Source organism: Legionella stuttgartensis (assembly GCF_977063405.2).
This window is the reverse complement of sequence record NZ_CDRUHA020000060.1, coordinates 496,858-515,142: the sequence shown is the minus strand read 5'-3', so window position 1 is coordinate 515,142 and position 18,285 is coordinate 496,858. Positions and strand designations below refer to the sequence as shown.

Genomic DNA, 18,285 nt, shown 5'->3' with positions numbered 1-18,285 from the left:
TGAAAATAAGCAAGAGTAGCAACTGCCTTAAAATAAAATTCAAGGCAGTTGCTATAATAATATCCTCTAAATTAATCTAAACACTGAGTATTGTTACCCTTATTAATTCAACTTACGATTGAATTTGTGATAATATTTCGTCTTTTATCAGTACAGGTTTAATCATGGATAAAGTCTATTCCCCTGAAGCAATCGAAAAAGCATGCTATAAAAATTGGGAAAATCATCATTATTTCCAACCGCATGGTGACGGTAAAAGATATTGTATTATGCTCCCTCCTCCCAATGTAACAGGCAGCCTGCATATGGGGCATGGTTTTCAGCATACGATTATGGATGCATTGACCCGCTATCATCGAATGTTAGGGCATAAGACTTTATGGCAACCTGGTACTGACCATGCAGGTATTTCAACGCAACTCGTTGTTGAGCGTCAACTTGAAGCCGCTGGAACCTCTAGAAAAGATCTTACCCGCGAACAGTTTTTAGAACGCGTTTGGCAATGGAAGAATGAATCAGGGAATACTATAACGCAACAAATGCGACGTTTGGGGGCTTCAGTAGACTGGAGTCGCGAACGATTTACCATGGATGAAGGATTGTCCGCCGCCGTACAAAAAGTATTCGTACAACTCTACGACGAAGGTTTGATTTATCGCGGAACTCGTTTAGTGAATTGGGATCCTAAATTAGGTACTGCAGTATCTGATCTCGAAGTACTTTCCGAAGAAGAAGATGGTTTTCTCTGGCATATTCGCTACCCAGTAGTGAACTCAACCGAGTCTCTTATTGTTGCGACCACTCGACCTGAAACGATGTTGGGTGACACGGCGGTTGCTGTACATCCCGAAGACGCACGTTTTAAACATCTTATTGGACAAGAGGTTCATCTTCCACTTTGTGATCGTACGATTCCCATTATTGCGGATGAATATGTCGATAAAGAATTTGGTAGTGGCTGCGTTAAAATTACCCCAGCGCATGATTTTAATGATCATGAAGTGGGCAAGCGCCATGAACTCCCTGTTATCAGCATCTTAACTAAAAAAGCATCTATTAATAAAAATGCCCCTTTAAAATATCAAGGCATGGATCGATTTGTGGCCCGAGAACAAATCATTAAAGATCTAGATACAGAAGGCTTATTAGTTAAAACAGAACCACATAAATTAAAAGTACCCCGTGGTGAAAAATCGAATGTCATTATAGAACCTCTATTAACCGATCAATGGTATGTTAAAACTCAACCACTCGCTGAGCCTGCAATTGCTGCAGTGAAAAATGGCGAAATTCGCTTTATTCCAGAAAACTGGAGCAAAACCTATTTTCAATGGATGGATAACATTGAGGATTGGTGTATTAGCCGTCAATTATGGTGGGGACACCGAATACCCGCATGGTATGACAGCAATGGAAATGTCTACGTAGGATATAGTGAAAATGATGTTCGCTTTAAATATAAAATTAAAGACTCAACGGTGTTAAAGCAAGATGAAGATGTCTTGGATACTTGGTTTTCATCTGCACTTTGGCCCTTTTCGACTTTGGGTTGGCCAGAACGTACTCCTGAATTAGAACAGTTCTACCCCACATCGGTTCTAGTTACCGGTTTTGATATTATCTTTTTCTGGGTAGCTCGAATGATCATGATGGGGCTAAAATTTACCGGAAAGATTCCTTTTAAAGAAGTTTTTATTACCGGCTTAATTCGAGACAGTGAAGGACACAAAATGTCCAAATCCAAAGGGAATGTTCTTGACCCATTAGACATTGTTGATGGAATTGATCTTGATTCGCTTATTGCAAAACGAACCTCTAATTTAATGTTGCAATCTGTTCGTGACACCATCATTAAAAACACTCGTAAAGAATTCCCTGAAGGCATTAGCTCCTATGGAACAGACGCTCTTCGTTTTACCTATTGTTCTCTTGCATCCACCGGCCGAAACGTACGCTTTGATATAGGTCGAGTTGAAGGTTATCGTAATTTTTGTAACAAATTATGGAACGCAGCGCGTTATGTATTGCTCAATACAGCTGAAGAACAAATGGATTTCGATGATGGAGCTTTTCAATATACCCCCGCAGATCAGTGGATTTTATCACGATTGCAACATACCATAAGTAAAGTACATCATTATTTCGAAACCTATCGATTTGACTTGTTATCAAACACAATTTACGAATTTGTCTGGCATGAGTACTGTGACTGGTATCTCGAATTGTCTAAGCCTATCTTACAAGATGAACATGCTTTGAGTGCATTGAAACGAGGTACTCGTAAGACTTTAATTCACGTACTCGATCAGATTCTTAAAATGTTGCATCCTTTAATGCCATTCATTACCGAAGAAATCTGGCAACGTACTACAAAGTTAACCATTGATAACGGTTCCAGCATTATGATCAGTGCTTATCCTCAAGTGAACCCCGAGTTTATTAATGATACCATTGAAGAAGAATTAGAATGGTTAAAAGCAGCGATTCAAGCAATACGTACAATCCGTAGTGAAATGTCAATTTCACCTGCTAAGCTTATTCCGCTTTATATTCGGAATATAACGCCAATCCTTAAAGACCGAGTGGAAAAATATCAACACACGTTAAAAGCATTAAGTAAATTAAGCCAGATCCATTATTTGGAAGCAGATGAAAAAATACCAGTCTCAGCAACTGCTGTGCTTGGTGAAATTGAATTACTTATTCCAATGGCTGATTTAATTGATAAAGAAGCGGAACTGACTCGCTTATCAAGAGAGTTATCCAAATTAGAGAAAGACATTAGTCTTGCTGAAGGTAAATTAAATAATCCTAAATTTACTGATAAAGCACCTGCGGAAATTATTGCTAAAGAACGTGAAAAATTAGCGCAAGCACAACAAACTAAAGAAAAGCTGTTGCAACATAAAATCAGAGTTGAGTCATTGTAAAAAATGGTAGCCTGGGTCCAGGTCCGCAGGACCGGAACCCGGGTTCGATTCGTCCCACCCAAGCTACAAATTATGAATTTGAGTCGTTTCCTTTTCCAACCACTCTATGATTGATCCACCAAGCAAGAAATAAGGTGGATAAAATTCCCAAATAAACACCTATATTATTCCAACTTGGTCCTACCAATTGCAAAGCATCAGGACTTTGGAAAATTGAAAATGGAATTGCAAGCAGGACGTCCATAATAGCAGAACCAGCTACCAAGCCACAGGCAATGAGTGTTCCTTTTTGTTTACGAATTACTGCCTGTTCTTTAACAGGCACTGTACGGTTTAAACGTCTTTCAACAAACAATGCAATCATTCCCCCAATAAACAATGGAAATGAAGAAGAAAGTGGTAAATACATCCCTATTGCAACGCCTAGAATGGATAAATTTAAATAGCGTCGTAATTGCAAAAAGTGATTAAGAAATATAATAATCAAAATAATTGCCGAACCAATAAACATCATGGTCCATGGTAATGAATTTCTGAAAACAGCCTCTGTAATGGCTGCCATTAAAGCAGCAGTAGGCGCAGGTAATGACTGAGTAATATCCATCCCGGCCTGTGGCATAACACCAGCAATCCCATATACATTAAATAATAATTGCATTACCGGCGGAATAACCAAGGAGGAAATTACTACGCCCAGCAACAGCATCAATTGTTGTTTCCATGGAGTTGCACCAACCAACTGCCCTACTTTAAGATCTTGGGTATTATCATTTGCAATCGCCGCAATACCAGTGACTACTGCGCCAATCATAATTGTAATCGCTTCTGCAGCCTTAATTTGTTCGGGCTTTAGCGGTAAGGGTAATAAATGATCTACCGCAACGAGTAACAACCAGGCAGCAAAAAGCATCCCCGAAATAACAACTGAACTTCCAGGACTTGCTGTGACACCAACCATACCAGAAAAATAGGCCGTAATAACTGAAAAAATAAAACCTATAATCAAGACATAAAGAACGGCAATGAAAATTAGGGTTGGAGAATATTCATTATCCAATCCTACTGAATGTAAAGGAAGAACAAGCTGGAAAAAGAGAAACAGGATTGCAGCTAAGGCACCGATACCTATCAAAATATAAGGTAAAGGAATGTCCTTATCCGTACGTGGTACCCGCGCATCCATTCCTTTATACGTATATGTTTTCAGGGACGTCTGGATACTTCTAGAAAGAGGTTTAGCCAATTTTAAAAAAGTCCACACACCAGCAAACAACATAGCCCCTATTCCCAAATAACGCATTTCACTATTCCATAATAGGGATGCAGCTTGCTCTGCAGGGTGCTGATTTAGAAATTCGGGATAAAATTGACTAACAATAGGTAAAGCAATTAGCCACGATATCACTGCACCTAAGAAGATACTGATTGCCATATCATGACCAACAAGATAACCAGCACCGATCATCGTTGCAGAAAAACCTGCGCCTAGACCAAATAGAGAGCGTTTTACCACAAACCAATAATTCCAACTGTTAGCAATTACTTTAAATCCAGTTTGGAATAATTCGATAAGCGCGCCTATTCCCCCACCGATTAATATGTCTTTGATGCCTGTTCTTTCGGCGGACGATTTTAATACTTCAGCAATTGCACGTCCCTCCGGAAATTTCAATGAGGGATCATGAACCAAAATACGTCGTAAAGGAATGGAAAATAATACACCTAGAATTCCACCACATACTGCAATGAAAAAATTGGTCATATAATCAAAATGATTCCAATAACCAATAATTATCAATGCTGGGATGGTATAAACAATCCCCCCTGCAACAGCCTCACCTGCAGAAGCTGCGGTTTGCACGGCATTATTCTCTAGAATGGTAGAGTTTTTAAAAAAACGTAAGACCCCCATGGAAATAATTGCAGCAGGTATAGATGCTGAAGTTAAAATCCCTAGTTTCAAAGCAAGATACGCATTAGACATCGCTAACAACACGGTCAATATGATAGCAAGGAACACCACTCGAAAAGTAAGTTCAGCCACTTTTTTGTCGGCAGCTATATAAGGAGTATCAGCCATTAACGACCCCAAACACTATTCTTTACTTCAGGAATTAGTAAAGAAGAAATCTGTGACAAAGGTATGTTTACCGTTTGCGGACCATAAACATAGGCTGCTACTTGATAGGTATCAAAAATAATATCTATCCCATTTTTTGAAAAAGACCAGATCTTATAATTTTTGTCTATAGGCTTAGTGCCTTCCTCGAGCCATTTTTTGTCTGAAATATTTTTCTCAGCAATTTTTTTACTGCAGAAACTGGCTATAGGTTTTAAATAATCTGTTTCAGGTCGAAATAAATCAGCTAACTGGACCTGGCTTCCATGGATAAAATTCAACACGGCAACAGTGTTTGAAGGATGGGCAGCTCCACGATGATTAATCGAAATATTAAATGCAACGCTCAAAGCATCTTGTGTTTTGTAAGGCAAAGAGTACGTGACATTCAAGCCGGATTTTCCAGGTGCATCTAAAGGCACGTCGGCATCATCAGCAAGCTCTTTAAAAAAACTACTTTTTGTTTTATCGATGAAGTCTTGCACTACTGCACTAATACGTGGATCCTTAAATCCCTGAGGATATTTAACATCAATAACATACGCAGGAGTTTCTTTTTTTATTGATATCGGATTTACGGCCCAAGCAGTAAACGAACTTACGATAATGCCTAAAGAAAGAATGGTTTTAAGTGGTTTTAACATAAATTTTATTCCTAGTAATTATCTGATGTAGAAACCCATTCCCCTGCAATCATCATATGATGGGGTAAGGGATAGGCAAAGTAATAACAAAGAGCCGCACTGTCATTAACAGACCACAATATCAAATCAGCTTTCATGCCTACAGCAATTGCTCCAAGCTCTTTTTGCAAACCTAATGCTCTTGCCGCTTGACTGGTAACCGCTGCTAAAGCTTCGGGAACTGTTAATGAAAAGAATTGACAGGCCATGCTCATCATCAAACGTAATGAAGTAGTTGGTGAAGAACCAGGATTACAATCGGTGGCAACAGCTATACCTACTCCAGCTCGACGCAAAAGTTCTACTGGGGGTTTTTGCTTTTCGCGTAAAAAGTAATAAGCGCCTGGAAGCAAAACAGCAACCGTGTTTGCTTCGGCCATAGCCGATGCCCCTTTTTCATTTAGAAATTCCAAATGATCACAAGACAAAGCACCAAATTCTGCTGCAAGTTCGCTTGCCCCAAGATTGGATAATTGCTCAGCATGACATTTTAAAGGGAGCTTTAATTCACGTGCAGCTGTAAAAACTTGCTCTGTTTGTTTCAGAGAAAAAGCAATGGACTCACAAAATACATCCACTGCATCTACCAAATTCTCTTCACATAATGCAGGCAGCATTTCCTGACAAAGTACATCAATATACGCTTGACTGTTTCCTTGAAATTCAGGACCTATTGCATGCGCGCCAAGGAAGGTTTTTCTAATTCTTAAGCCAGTTAACTCCCCTAAACGCTTAGCTACTCGTAGCATTTTCAATTCATTAGCCAAATCCAGTCCATAACCTGATTTAATCTCGACTGTAGTTACGCCATCATCGCGTAAAGCAAGAATTCTGGGCAGAGATTGTTTGAGCAACTCCTCTTCGGAAGCCTCTCGAGTGTGGCGTACAGTAGATAAAATCCCTCCCCCCGCCTTAGCAATTTCCGCATAACTAACTCCTGCCAATTTCATTTGAAATTCAGCAGACCTATTTCCTGCATAAACCAAATGAGTATGACAATCTATAAGGCCTGGAGTAATTAGTTGCCCCTGACATTCTTCTTTGTCTTGCGCTTCGTAAAATTGCATTGGCAATTGTGCTTGCGATCCACACCAGGCAATAAGACCATCTTTAATCGCAATAGCTTGCTGTGTTAATTGATTTCCCTGAGCATCAATGGTCGTCGCATTTAATAATAATTTGTCGCAGGCAGACATTAAAAATCCCAATGTTGAACTTGATGAGGTGGTTTAAGCCAGGCTTTATGGTGCTTGGTTTCGTATATATCCCATTCTTTAGATACATAAGTTTTCTTGTCTACATCCAACAAAAGCCAAGTCAAAAATTCAGCAACTGTATCCGGTGAAATCAATCGATTTTCCTCTTTCAAGCGCTGATAAAAATTTATGCGCTCATAATCTGGGTTGTCTTCGCTTCGCGCAACAACTTGCATTTTCGTATCAATTATCCCTGGCATAACGCTAGCGAAAGCAATGGACTCAGATTCCAGCTGCCAACACTTGGTTAACATCGATAAAGCAGCTTTAGAAACACAGTATGCAGCCCAACCTCTAATCGCGAAATAGGCGGCTCCAGAACCAATATTCAAAACACGACCATGAGTCAATTTATCGTATATCATTTGTGGAAGAAAAAGGGCCGCATTCAAATTAGTATTTAAGGCATGATTCCAGTCTTTAGAATCAATTTCCTTTATGGGTACCAATGGATTTAAAATTCCTGCATTGTTAACAAGCGCACTAATTTGTTTCTCATTATGTAAACGGTTTTTGATTAACTCTAAACCTTCACGTGTGGATACATCAGCGCAAACATATTGGATGTTTTCAGAAAAGGCGGCTGTTTCTTGCAGTGCCTTCTCTCTTCTACCTACAATTAAGATGGATTGCTCTCGTTTTGCCAAAGAAAAGGCCAATGATCTTCCTATCCCACTCCCTCCACCGGTAATAACAATCACTATATCCTCTTACACTTTTTTATTTAACATGCGAGAAATAATACCAGACATTGAATAAAGTTGGCATAATTTTATGCGCGTGATTGTGTTATCACTAAAAAATGAAAGAAAAATTCAAAATTTTAAAGGGTATGAAACTTCGTTCAATAACCACGCACAAGATGCTCATTTATTCTTATAATTAATTTGATTCTAGGCCACCACCCCTAGCTCCGCATCCTCGAGAACATTATAATGTGTACAAATATATCAATTCTCACTTTTCTAAACCTATGCATAAAGATACGCAACACGCTGTACATTTTATTAAGATAAATTTGGATTTCTTTTGTGCTCCATTTCTTAATCAAAAAGAGTTCCAACGTTGGACTTTGAGTTCAGGACAAGAACAGAATATTAGAAATCTGACTGATTCTCTGATGCTTCCTTTAACGAATCCTACTTCCTACATCGCAGAGTTTATTGATGCATTAATAGGAAAAGCGCTTGAACCTAAAGATACTTCGTGTTTGCGTTTCGGAGAAGAACAACGACTTATTGCTTTATTGGAAAAAAATTGGTCTTTAAGGCGTTCTATTCTGATGATTGCCAAAAATCCTTCAATCCAAAAATGGAATGAAGACCATCCACAATTAATTAACAAAACAAAAAAATTTTTTGCTATATATGAAGCGATAAAAACAATTGAAGAAAAAATTAAGAATCTTGACCAAAAATTTAATGAAGATGTTGAATACTCATTAACATCTTTATCTCTCATAAAACAAGAGCTTTATCATTTAGTGAATGCACAAAATGAACATAAAGAACAATCTGATATTCAGTTGAAATGCTATAAATTGATTGATCAAGCAAAACAAGATTTAACAAAGCGTTGGGGAGAATATCGAGAATTCAAACATATTCTTTTTTTAATTCATGAAGTATCTCATTCTTTGTTCTCCACTGAAAATCCCTATTCCTTTTTCAACGCTCATTCAAGTATTATTCAATCTTTTGGTCAATTAGAGATGACCCTCTCTCTTCTATAGCATAGAAGAGGTCTCATTTGCTCGAGTCACGTGACTCTGCTCTGGAATTTCCACTTCCGATTTATCAGGCAGTTCCTCGATGTATTGAATGAAATGGCTGTCCTCTTCACTCAAAAAAATTGTGGAATTAAAAAAATGGGCTCCTTGTGACGACTTGAAGAAATCGAGCTTATAAAATAAATAAATGCTCCCTTGATTCCCCTTTTTTTGTTCTTGCTCCAGGTAACCTTGTACCAGTTTGGTGTAATGTTGATTCCACTGCGGTGTTTTCATCCAAGAATTGATAATTTCAGCAACAAATGCTAAGAAGGGCTCGGTTTTTGAAAGTACATAATCTTGTTGAATGAGACAACGAATTAAATGAGGAATGAGATCATTATTTTTGTTCTCTCCTGCCTCAATATATAATTGAATAAATAAATGATGCCAGCGATCTTTATCTCTAGCAATCACTCCCTCCCCTACTCTCAAGCTCAACATGAGGTCATTTAAGGCTTCATAAGACGCTAATCGAAACGAACTAAGATAATACTGGATCGCTCTTTCTTGATCTCTGAGAGAAGAAGTGTCGGTATTTTGATGACATCCAGAATAGATTCTAGCCAAATAATGAGCCGCATGCTTATTTTTATTTATGACGGCTTGACTTAGGTATTCTAGTCCGCGCTGAAAAGTTAGTTCATCTGCTTGAGAAGCGGTATGAAATACACCTAAACAAAAAAGAGTTAATGAAGTTAAATCCGTTGATTTTGTCTGAGATAGCGTACATTGCAGGCGCTTAACTAACTCTGTCTTGCTTCCTTCATTTACACATAGTGAACAATCCAAAGCGGTGTGATTTTGTTGGTGGGTGGTAACGTATGCCAGATGCATGGCTATTCTCCATACGTTTTTCATTTCCTCAATAGATTGATAAGGTTGAAGGGAGAAGAATTCCATACCTGAACACCAATTTTAGCAAAACTGGCATTCTACCCTACTCGTCACTTTTATTCCATTTCGACTGGATATCTACCAATATTCAATCAAAAACAACAACACATGTTCGTTTTAAAATCCAATTGTTTATTTTTTGATATAATTATATTTAATCAGACTATTTTAAAGCTGGTGAATATGTTCTCGAAAGATAAACTCAAAAAAACGCTAGAAAACTTTGAATCAGAAGGCGTTAAAGACAACTCTGGTGGACATACAGCCGTGGTTTACAAAAAAAAAACCAAAGATACTGATAAGGTAAGTGCACGTAATAAAAAAATTTGGTTTGTTAAACAAGCATATTCCCCAGATGAACCATTAGAACTGGAAGTGATTTCAGGCGAAGTTTATCGGTTCTGGATTGGAAACACGCAACCTAAAACTCGTCTTGTAAATGACCAATTAGGTAATCGTTATGTCGCCTCCGAAGGCGTTCCTGGTTTTACAACCTACAAGACAATAATGGAGAAAGGATTAGAGCCTACTGACTATAAGACTTTTGCACGTATTCTTGTTAGTGCATTGGTCCTCGCTGAAACGGATCTAAAATCGGATAACATTGGTACTAATTCTAATGAAAGAAGCGTTAAAATTGATCATGACTCTTCTTTATGGCCTTTTGTTAAAAAATTAATGTCCATAGAAAATGATATTAATAATATCGATTTTAGTTTCGAGGATCTCGACGATATTTTGTCACCCAAAGTATTTCACCCCGTTATATGGGCTGGAGGACTTAAAAAAGAAATAAAAGAGAAACTTAAAAAAAATGAAGAATTTAAGCAAGAAGTATATCTTCAAATTTTAAGAATACTTGTTTATCCACCAGATACGCTCGATATGATCCTAGAAGTGAATGCGCCTGCTGATCTTGAGTTAAAAGCAGAGATTCAATCCTTCTTTAAGGAGCGTATAAACACATTTAGGACAGAGGCTTTAAAAAGCAAGGGTTTTAGAAAATTCGTACTAAATTTAAATATTGATAAATGCGAGGCCGATTTCAAAGAAGAATTGAAGCAATATTTTTCTGATAATAGAGCTTATGAAGGATCAGATACATCTCATTCTTTTCATGATGCCCTCCTTAAAATCAAAACCGACGTACAAGTAATACAAGGGTTAGAAAATAATAAAATTGATATTTTAAAAGAAAAGTTAAAGTTAGACCCGCAAAATCCTGAACATCTGAACTATTGGCAAGAAAAAGTATCAGTGGATGGAGGAACAACTGTACAATATGAGGATACCTCTTATAAAGTTCCTATGAGGATAGCTCAAATGATGCAGCTAAAAGTTGACACATTTTCTTCCTATCAAGACTTTAAAGATGAAATTGATAAAATTAGAAAACCCCAAACACGCGCGCTCTTTTCTTTATTTTCCGGAATCAAAAGTAAATTCGTGCGAGATAAAGCAACTCAAATATTATATGAAGCAGAAAATATTGAAGAGGTTAATCTAGAAGATCCAGGCAATCCCTCCAAAAAGATTAAGTAATAAAGAAGCGAACAACTGATAATGCTGCTTCATACTCAATCTGACTTTGAAAAATTACATACGATTTTAGATTCATTATTTATAGAACTTATCTCCGCTAGGTAAATTTAAAATTCATATGCAATAATTAACTGCTGACGTAAATAGATTATTCTGTAAAAAATAACCCAGGAGGTCTTATGTCTCAATTAGGTACATTACTCAGTAAATCAGCAAAACAATTTCCTGAAAAAATTGCCTTGGTTATTGAACAACAGAACTACAGCTACCAACAACTCGATGACTTAACCCAACGTCTGGCTGCTTCATTATTGAAGAAAGGTATCTCACAAGGGGACCGTGTCGCTTTTTTATTACCAAACAGTATTGAGATTATTTTATGCTACTACGCCTGTTTTTTGATAGGAGCTATAGCTGTCCCTGTCAACATTCGATTTAATAATCAACTGATACATTACGTTCTAGAACACAGTAAAGCGCGTATTTTTATAACCACACCCGATTATTATAATCAGTTAGATGAAAAAATATTAAACGAAATTAATGAATGCTATCTCACTTCCAAATCGGACAATTATCCTGGAGTGCACGACTTTCAACAATTACTCTCAGCCTCAACAGGGTTTCTGCCAAATATAGATATTGAATTGGAAAAACCCGCATTGATCTTCTTTACATCGGGGACCACCGGGCTACCCAAAGCCGTTGTACACAGCCATCAAAGCTTAGCTCAAGGGACACAAAATCAAATCAAACAAATCCAAATTAATCATGAGGATCACACGCTAGTGATGTTTCCAGTATGCTATTTGATTGGACTGGGATCACAAATTCTACCTTTTCACGCGGTAGGTGCAACTGTGGTGCTCTTACCTGAGTTTCGTCCCGAGGATGCATTGGTAAAACTACAGGAACATCAGATCACAAAAATATATGGCTTCCCTAAGCTTTATCTGGAACTCATCAATCACGCAGAATCTTCAGGTTATAAAATCAGCACGCTTAATTTTTGTTTTTCAGGAGGTGATGCAACACCAGTATCACTCCAGAACCAATTTAGTGCACTGTTTCATATCGAAATTACCGAAGGCTGTGGTATGTCTGAATTACAGATTTATTCCATGAACCCGCCCTATGGAAAAAAGAAAACTGGCTCAATTGGACTCCCCATAGAAAATATGGAAATGCGCTTAATCGATGAAAAAAACAAAACCATTGGGACCGCAGATAAAATAGGTGAGCTCATTATTCGTGGTAAAAGTATGTGTTCTGGTTATTGGCAAAATGCGGCTCTAACAGAAAAAACCATAAAGGATGGCTGGTTTCATACAGGTGATTTAGCTTATCAAGATAAAGAAGGATATTATTGGTTCGTAAGTCGTAAGGTAGATATTATTCGCTGTGATGAAGAACTTATCTCGCCCATGGAAATTGAAAAGATCTTTTATCAATTGGATGCTGTTAAAGAAGCCGCAGCTATTACTTTACCCAATACACATAAGAAGCTTCAGGATCACATTATCGTGTATGTAACATTAAAAGCCCAAGATCACCAACTAACACCGCAAATATTAATGAATTTTGCTCATGAATCACTGCCAATTAACAAGCGTCCTTATCAGGTCATCATTATGAACCAATTACCCTATGGTTTTACAGGGAAGATTGATCGTAATGCATTGAGGAAACTGGCGAAAAAACAAACCAATTAGCAAAGAGAGTCAAATCTTTTGACACGACGCCCTCATGTTATAATAAATTGAATAAGTACAATACACAAAGGTCAATTAAAATGAAAATTACTATTTGCATTAGCTTCTTTCTGGGATTTATCGGGTCATACCACTTAGCGTCTGCAGCAACAATCCAGTGCCCTCAGACCATTCAAACGAATCAGTCTTTACAGCATGATATAAGCAAATGGCATGGATTCTTAGATAATTTGAATAGTAACAATCATTTTGAACGGATTACATTTTATTCAGGACATCCTAAAGAACATGCAAGCCTTGCACCTGATAGTGAATCTTCTAAAATTAAAAAACTAACATGGACATTTGGAGAACAAGAAACTTGGATTGCTTGTGAGTATACACATACTCAAATTCAATTAATTCAAAAAATACCTGCAGGAACAAAATCATGTACTGTAACTTATAATGCAAATTATTTTAAAGTAGTTGCCATCAACTGCATTTAAGCTCAGAGTTAAAAGAGGGAAAAGAATAAAATTTTATAGGATTTAAAAGATAAGGATAAATACAGATTTTTATAAAACACATCTTTGAATATCATAAATGATCATAGGGGGAATTTAATGTTTGAACATCTTTCCAATTACCAACGTGCCAATCCTGCACTCTGGCAAGGTAGAAAAGATACAATTAATGCGGAGCGATTCTTTCAAAAAATTATTTTTCCTGTCAAACAAACCGATTTAATCACTAAAGAGAAAAAAATGGTTTTTCTCGGTTTCGCCAGTGATGCAGGTGTCCGTCGAAACATGGGTAGACCAGGAGCTAAATTAGGCCCTGATCAAATCAAAACTCAATTAGCAAAACTACCATGCTCTATAGAAAAGCCACTTTTTGATTTAGGTACGATTTTTTGTGAAGAAGATGAATTGGAAACAGCACAAACTCAATTTGCCAATTTAATCAGTTTTTGTCATCAACAAGGCCATCAAACAATTGCATTGGGTGGAGGACATGAAATCGCTTGGGCCCATTATCAAGGTTTAGCGCCCCATTATTCTAAATTAGGTATTATTAATTTTGATGCGCATTTTGATTTAAGACCCCATCAAAAAAATCAGCCGGGTACATCGGGAACGCCCTTTTCACAAATTGCAGCCTACTGCAAAGAAAATAATCAACCTTTTAATTATTGCTGTATGGGTATCCAAAAAATGGGAAATACTCCCTCCCTTTTTGAACGCGCTGATGAACTGAATGTTAATTACCTAACTGCTGAAGAGTTATATTCGAACAGCTTAGCGTGGCACCTGGCTTTTCTTGATGATTTCATGCTCAATCTAGATCATATTTATCTGACTATTTGTTTGGATGTTTTTGCAGAGTCATTTGCTCCCGGAGTCAGTGCGCCTCAACCGTTGGGAGTCACTCCCTGGCAAATTTTACCACTCTTGAAATACATTATTCAAAGTGGCAAAGTAGTTAGTTTTGATGTTGCTGAACTATCACCGCCTTTGGATCAAGAACAAAAAACTGCTAGACTGGCGGCTCTTATTATCGCAGAATTGCTACATACCATTTAAGGAGTCAATTTCATGAAGAACACATTACTCTGGAGTACTCTATTTGCTTTGCTTGGTACTCAAGTACATGCCGATGTTACTCAGCCAACTACGCCATCGCCTCAAACTCCAGGTGCTGTACAACAGACCCCTCCTACACCAACGCCTCCAGGTCAAAATATACCATCAATAAATCCAGCACAGGCACCCGCAGCCCCAATCAATTGTGAGTATAAAATTCCCGCAGAAACCAAAACGATTGATCAATCATTAGTTTTGAAATGGGCTGGGAAAGCAGTGAGCCAAGCTTTTGACTTTGATCCTAATAATTTGGAAACTCAACTACAAAAATTGCAACCTTGTTTTACCGAACAAGGATGGACTGGATTTAATACTGCTTTGCAAAAATCAGGCAATCTCGAAGCCATTAAATCTCAAAAGCTAACAGTAAGCAGTCAAGTAGACGGACCAGTTATCTTAACGGAAGCAAAAGACAATCAATGGAAAATTAATTTGCCTTTGCAAGTTGTTTATCAGAATGAAAAAGAAAAGGTAACACAATTACTTAGCGTGGATGTAACTATAGGTCGTAAAATGACTGGAGACTTGGGAATTACCCAGATGATTGCTGCTCCAAGAGGAACAGTAACTCAAAAACTACCGCCTGATTTTAACCCCAATCCTGCTACGGTGATGAATCCAAACATTGAAAATCCTCCAACGCCAACGAGTTCTCCGGCACCGGCAACAACGACTGCTCCAAATCAAGCAACACCATCAACTCCAATAACAACGACACAACCAACTACTGCAAATCCTTCGGCCACTCCAACACAAACCCCTCCTGGACAACCGACTCTGCCTGAAAATCGTTCCACACAACCATCATTACCCCCCAATACTCCTTAATTAGGAGTATTGTCCTTCTTGTGTTGAGAATTTGAGATACTGTCTTTAAAGCAAGCTAAGTGTTTAAAGACCGTATCTTTGAGGCATTCACAACCACGTCATCCTGAGGAGTTTACGACGAATGATCTCCTGATTTTACCCATATCCATCTTCTGGAGATCCCTTACTGTGCGAGGGAGGACGAATAGTGGTTCAAGATGACGTACTTGCTGCGATTGAAGTTCGATTGAAGCAAACGCGAACCGGGGAAATACGGTTCCATTCATAGCCGTTCACTTAATGGCATCATTTAAAACGTGAAGTATGGAGATCATGAAGCGGATCAGATTCCTGGGTTAAGGCTTACTGCCTTAACCCAGGCTACGATGACTAGTTTCCTTAATTTGTTCCCTTAAGCGGGTACAGCAGCAGGTTTATTGACACCTACTTCATTAGGATATTCTAATACAATTACTTTTGTACCTATTTTGAAAAAGTTTTCACTTAACCACTTTGCAGCACTTGGGAAAATACGTACACAGCCATGGCTCGATGGATGTTCAGGAACATCATAGGCTGCGTGAACGGTATATCCTTGATAAAAGTAGGTACAATAAGGCATTTTAGCGCCGCCATTCTTATCGACAGGATATTCTCCAGATTTACAATCGAGTCCCCGGCGATTATAAACTTTAAACGTTCCAGTAACAGTTCTGCACGACTGATTGGAATTTTCTTCGCATACATCAATACCTGCTGATCCACCGCCAGTCAATAATCGATTACCATCCTCATCGTAAGCAGCCCATGCAGAAACTTTCGGATCAAAAATAAAACGTCTCTCACCAGTTGCTTGAATCTTCTGCGGATAATAATCACGACCTCGTTTATCTTTTGTATAATGAACTGTTCGATGCACATAACCAGCATCATCAGTAATTAAAGTAGATGGATCATTCTCAACGCAGGATGTTAAGCCCCCAATACACAGTAACAAACCTGCCCAAAACAACTTATTCATTTAAATTTTATCTCCACTTAATTAAAACTTTCTTGAAGTTCTTATTCTTTTCCCTATACCCCATTCCCTGCGAATAGCTAAAAAAAATACTGCAGAGTCTAGAAATTAACTAACATATCCTCTAGACCTGCAGTTAGAAATAAGGAGTGATGTTTACTCCTTACCCCCATTTGACAGTTCGTATTCATACGTTCGATTAAAACTTAAGATTCTAATTTTCTGTATTTAATGCGTGAAGGTCTATCGGCTGCATCACCCAAACGGCGTCTTCTATCAGCTTCATAATCACTGTAATTTCCTTCAATAAAAGTAATTTGTGAATCACCTTCAAAAGCCATCAAATGGGTACAGATTCTATCTAAAAACCATCTATCATGCGAAATCACGATAACACAACCAGGGAAATTGAGAATCGCCCCTTCCAACGCACGTAACGTTTCCACATCCAAATCGTTACTTGGTTCGTCAAGTAGCAATACGTTGCCACCACTTTTCAATAATTTTGCTAAATGAACACGGTTACGCTCACCTCCAGAAAGTTGAGCCATTTTCTTTTGTTGGTCTGTTCCTTTAAAGTTGAAACGCCCTACATAAGCACGTGAAGGCATTTGAAAACTACCTACTTGCATTATGTCATGGCCATCAGAAATCTCTTGCCATACTGTTTTATTGGGATCTAATTCATCACGCATTTGGTCTACATAAGCCAATTGTACCGTTTCCCCAATACGAATCGTTCCATTATCTGGTTCTTCCTGGCCCGTAATCATTTTCAAAAATGTAGACTTACCTGCTCCGTTAGGACCAATAATTCCTAAAATACCGCCTTTAGGAAGTTTAAAATCCAAATTGTCGATCAGGATTCGGTCACCAAATGATTTGCTGATTTTTTCACCTTCGAGCACGAGATCACCCAAACGCTCCCCAGGCGGAATGTATATTTCGTTGGTCTCATTACGTTTTTGGAATTCCTTCGAATTCATTTCTTCAAATCGAGCAAGGCGAGCCTTATTTTTAGCATGACGTCCTTTAGGCGAGGTGCGTACCCACTCTAACTCCGCTTTCATTGCGCGCATATGGGCATCTTCTTGCTTTTGTTCCATCTCTAGGCGCTCTTCTTTCTGCTCAAGCCAAGCAGAGTAATTGCCTTTATAAGGTATCCCTTCACCCCGATCCAATTCTAATATCCACTCTGCAGCGTTATCCAAGAAATAGCGATCGTGCGTAATTGCAACAACAGTACCAGGGAAACTTTCCAGGTAATGTTCTAACCAAGCTACTGATTCTGCATCCAAATGGTTGGTTGGCTCATCAAGCAACAACATATCAGGGTTAGAAAGCAATAAACGACATAAAGCAACTCGGCGACGTTCGCCTCCTGATAATTTACCCACTACAGCATTCCAATCAGGTAATCGCAATGCATCAGCCGCAACATCTAATTTTCTATCCAAATCCCAACCGCCACCGACTTCAATATCATTTTGCAACTCACCCTGTTCAGCAAGCAGTGTATTCATTTCATCGTCGCTCATTGGCTCTGCAAAACGCATACTAATTTCGTCAAAGCGTGTAAGTTTTTCTTTCATTTCCTTAACGCCTTCTTCGACAACTTCTCGTACCGTTTTATTCGGATCCAATTGAGGTTCTTGTTCAAGATAACCGATTTTAATTCCGGGTTGAGGTCTTGCCTCGCCTTCAAATTGAGTATCAACACCCGCCATAATGCGTAATAAAGTTGACTTACCAGAACCATTCAATCCTAAAACACCGATTTTAGCGCCAGGAAAAAAACTCAATGAAATATCTTTTAAAATAAATCGTTGGTTTTCAACAATTTTGCTGACACGATTCATGGTAAAAATATATTGTGACATAACTACTCCGTCTTCTTTAAACTGTCTTTATAGCCTGGGTGAGGCAAT

At 38.2% G+C, this 18,285-nt stretch carries 14 protein-coding genes; 7 read left to right on the top strand and 7 right to left on the bottom strand.

Annotated features, from left to right (window positions below; translation table 11 throughout):
• Positions 1 to 164 precede the first annotated feature (164 nt).
• Complete coding sequence (locus ACWTEW_RS21580; RefSeq protein WP_454780570.1) at positions 165 to 2,930, top strand: valine--tRNA ligase; 2,766 nt, start codon at positions 165 to 167, stop codon at positions 2,928 to 2,930.
• 70 nt (positions 2,931 to 3,000) lie between these two features.
• Here the strand turns inward: ACWTEW_RS21580 and ACWTEW_RS21575 are convergent, their stop codons facing one another.
• The 4 genes from ACWTEW_RS21575 to ACWTEW_RS21560 are packed head-to-tail and all read right to left on the bottom strand — an operon-like array spanning position 3,001 to position 7,689.
• Complete coding sequence (locus ACWTEW_RS21575; protein WP_454780569.1) at positions 3,001 to 5,010, bottom strand: OPT family oligopeptide transporter; 2,010 nt, start codon at positions 5,008 to 5,010, stop codon at positions 3,001 to 3,003.
• On the bottom strand, positions 5,010 to 5,693 hold the full coding sequence (locus ACWTEW_RS21570; protein WP_454780568.1) for a DUF3298 and DUF4163 domain-containing protein: 684 nt from the start codon (positions 5,691 to 5,693) through the stop codon (positions 5,010 to 5,012). The genes ACWTEW_RS21575 and ACWTEW_RS21570 overlap by 1 nt, the downstream gene beginning before the upstream one ends.
• Before the next feature lie 11 nt (positions 5,694 to 5,704).
• Positions 5,705 to 6,928, bottom strand: coding sequence for an imidazolonepropionase (gene hutI / locus ACWTEW_RS21565; protein WP_454780567.1), 1,224 nt, complete (start codon positions 6,926 to 6,928; stop codon positions 5,705 to 5,707).
• Complete coding sequence (locus ACWTEW_RS21560; protein WP_454780566.1) at positions 6,928 to 7,689, bottom strand: SDR family NAD(P)-dependent oxidoreductase; 762 nt, start codon at positions 7,687 to 7,689, stop codon at positions 6,928 to 6,930. The genes hutI and ACWTEW_RS21560 overlap by 1 nt, the downstream gene beginning before the upstream one ends.
• A gap of 272 nt (positions 7,690 to 7,961) precedes the next feature.
• On the opposite strand from ACWTEW_RS21560, the gene ACWTEW_RS21555 reads away from it, so the two are divergent.
• Positions 7,962 to 8,720, top strand: a complete 759-nt coding sequence (locus ACWTEW_RS21555) for a hypothetical protein (RefSeq protein ID WP_483099561.1) — start codon at positions 7,962 to 7,964, stop codon at positions 8,718 to 8,720.
• Here the strand turns inward: ACWTEW_RS21555 and ACWTEW_RS21550 are convergent.
• Complete coding sequence (locus ACWTEW_RS21550; RefSeq protein ID WP_454780564.1) at positions 8,715 to 9,593, bottom strand: hypothetical protein; 879 nt, start codon at positions 9,591 to 9,593, stop codon at positions 8,715 to 8,717. The two genes, ACWTEW_RS21555 and ACWTEW_RS21550, sit on opposite strands and share 6 nt — an antisense overlap.
• A gap of 243 nt (positions 9,594 to 9,836) precedes the next feature.
• On the opposite strand from ACWTEW_RS21550, the gene ACWTEW_RS21545 reads away from it, so the two are divergent.
• The 5 genes from ACWTEW_RS21545 to ACWTEW_RS21525 all read left to right on the top strand — a co-directional run bounded on the left by ACWTEW_RS21545 (position 9,837) and on the right by ACWTEW_RS21525 (position 15,360).
• Entirely contained in the window at positions 9,837 to 11,195 is a 1,359-nt protein-coding gene (locus ACWTEW_RS21545; RefSeq protein WP_454780563.1) for a hypothetical protein, read from the top strand.
• Positions 11,196 to 11,374: 179 nt separating this feature from the next.
• A complete protein-coding gene (locus ACWTEW_RS21540; RefSeq protein WP_454780562.1) occupies positions 11,375 to 12,907 on the top strand; it encodes a class I adenylate-forming enzyme family protein in 1,533 nt (510 codons plus the stop codon).
• A gap of 80 nt (positions 12,908 to 12,987) precedes the next feature.
• Entirely contained in the window at positions 12,988 to 13,395 is a 408-nt protein-coding gene (locus ACWTEW_RS21535) for an STY0301 family protein (RefSeq protein ID WP_454780561.1), read from the top strand.
• A gap of 117 nt (positions 13,396 to 13,512) precedes the next feature.
• Complete coding sequence (hutG, locus tag ACWTEW_RS21530) at positions 13,513 to 14,472, top strand: formimidoylglutamase (RefSeq protein ID WP_454780560.1); 960 nt, start codon at positions 13,513 to 13,515, stop codon at positions 14,470 to 14,472.
• Between the two features lie 12 nt (positions 14,473 to 14,484).
• On the top strand, positions 14,485 to 15,360 hold the full coding sequence (locus ACWTEW_RS21525) for a DotI/IcmL family type IV secretion protein (RefSeq protein WP_454780559.1): 876 nt from the start codon (positions 14,485 to 14,487) through the stop codon (positions 15,358 to 15,360).
• A gap of 391 nt (positions 15,361 to 15,751) precedes the next feature.
• On the opposite strand, the gene ACWTEW_RS21520 is transcribed toward ACWTEW_RS21525, so the two are convergent.
• A complete protein-coding gene (locus ACWTEW_RS21520) occupies positions 15,752 to 16,360 on the bottom strand; it encodes a L,D-transpeptidase (RefSeq protein WP_454780558.1) in 609 nt (202 codons plus the stop codon).
• Positions 16,361 to 16,563: 203 nt separating this feature from the next.
• Positions 16,564 to 18,237 carry an energy-dependent translational throttle protein EttA gene (gene ettA, locus ACWTEW_RS21515; RefSeq protein WP_454780557.1) on the bottom strand — a complete coding sequence of 558 codons (1,674 nt, stop codon included), beginning with the start codon at positions 18,235 to 18,237 and terminating at the stop codon, positions 16,564 to 16,566.
• Positions 18,238 to 18,285: the final 48 nt, after the last annotated feature.

Excerpts from the sequence above, each read along its gene's own strand:
- ACWTEW_RS21580 (WP_454780570.1), top strand. The coding sequence starts at position 165 with ATGGATAAAGTCTATTCCCCTGAAGCAATCGAAAAAGCATGCTATAAA.
- ACWTEW_RS21575 (WP_454780569.1), bottom strand. The coding sequence starts at position 5,010 with ATGGCTGATACTCCTTATATAGCTGCCGACAAAAAAGTGGCTGAACTT.
- ACWTEW_RS21570 (WP_454780568.1), bottom strand. The coding sequence starts at position 5,693 with ATGTTAAAACCACTTAAAACCATTCTTTCTTTAGGCATTATCGTAAGT.
- hutI (WP_454780567.1), bottom strand. The coding sequence starts at position 6,928 with ATGTCTGCCTGCGACAAATTATTATTAAATGCGACGACCATTGATGCT.
- ACWTEW_RS21555 (WP_483099561.1), top strand. The coding sequence starts at position 7,962 with ATGCATAAAGATACGCAACACGCTGTACATTTTATTAAGATAAATTTG.
- ACWTEW_RS21550 (WP_454780564.1), bottom strand. The coding sequence starts at position 9,593 with ATGCATCTGGCATACGTTACCACCCACCAACAAAATCACACCGCTTTG.
- ACWTEW_RS21545 (WP_454780563.1), top strand. The coding sequence starts at position 9,837 with ATGTTCTCGAAAGATAAACTCAAAAAAACGCTAGAAAACTTTGAATCA.
- ACWTEW_RS21540 (WP_454780562.1), top strand. The coding sequence starts at position 11,375 with ATGTCTCAATTAGGTACATTACTCAGTAAATCAGCAAAACAATTTCCT.
- ACWTEW_RS21535 (WP_454780561.1), top strand. The coding sequence starts at position 12,988 with ATGAAAATTACTATTTGCATTAGCTTCTTTCTGGGATTTATCGGGTCA.
- hutG (WP_454780560.1), top strand. The coding sequence starts at position 13,513 with ATGTTTGAACATCTTTCCAATTACCAACGTGCCAATCCTGCACTCTGG.
- ACWTEW_RS21525 (WP_454780559.1), top strand. The coding sequence starts at position 14,485 with ATGAAGAACACATTACTCTGGAGTACTCTATTTGCTTTGCTTGGTACT.
- ACWTEW_RS21520 (WP_454780558.1), bottom strand. The coding sequence starts at position 16,360 with ATGAATAAGTTGTTTTGGGCAGGTTTGTTACTGTGTATTGGGGGCTTA.
- ettA (WP_454780557.1), bottom strand. The coding sequence starts at position 18,237 with ATGTCACAATATATTTTTACCATGAATCGTGTCAGCAAAATTGTTGAA.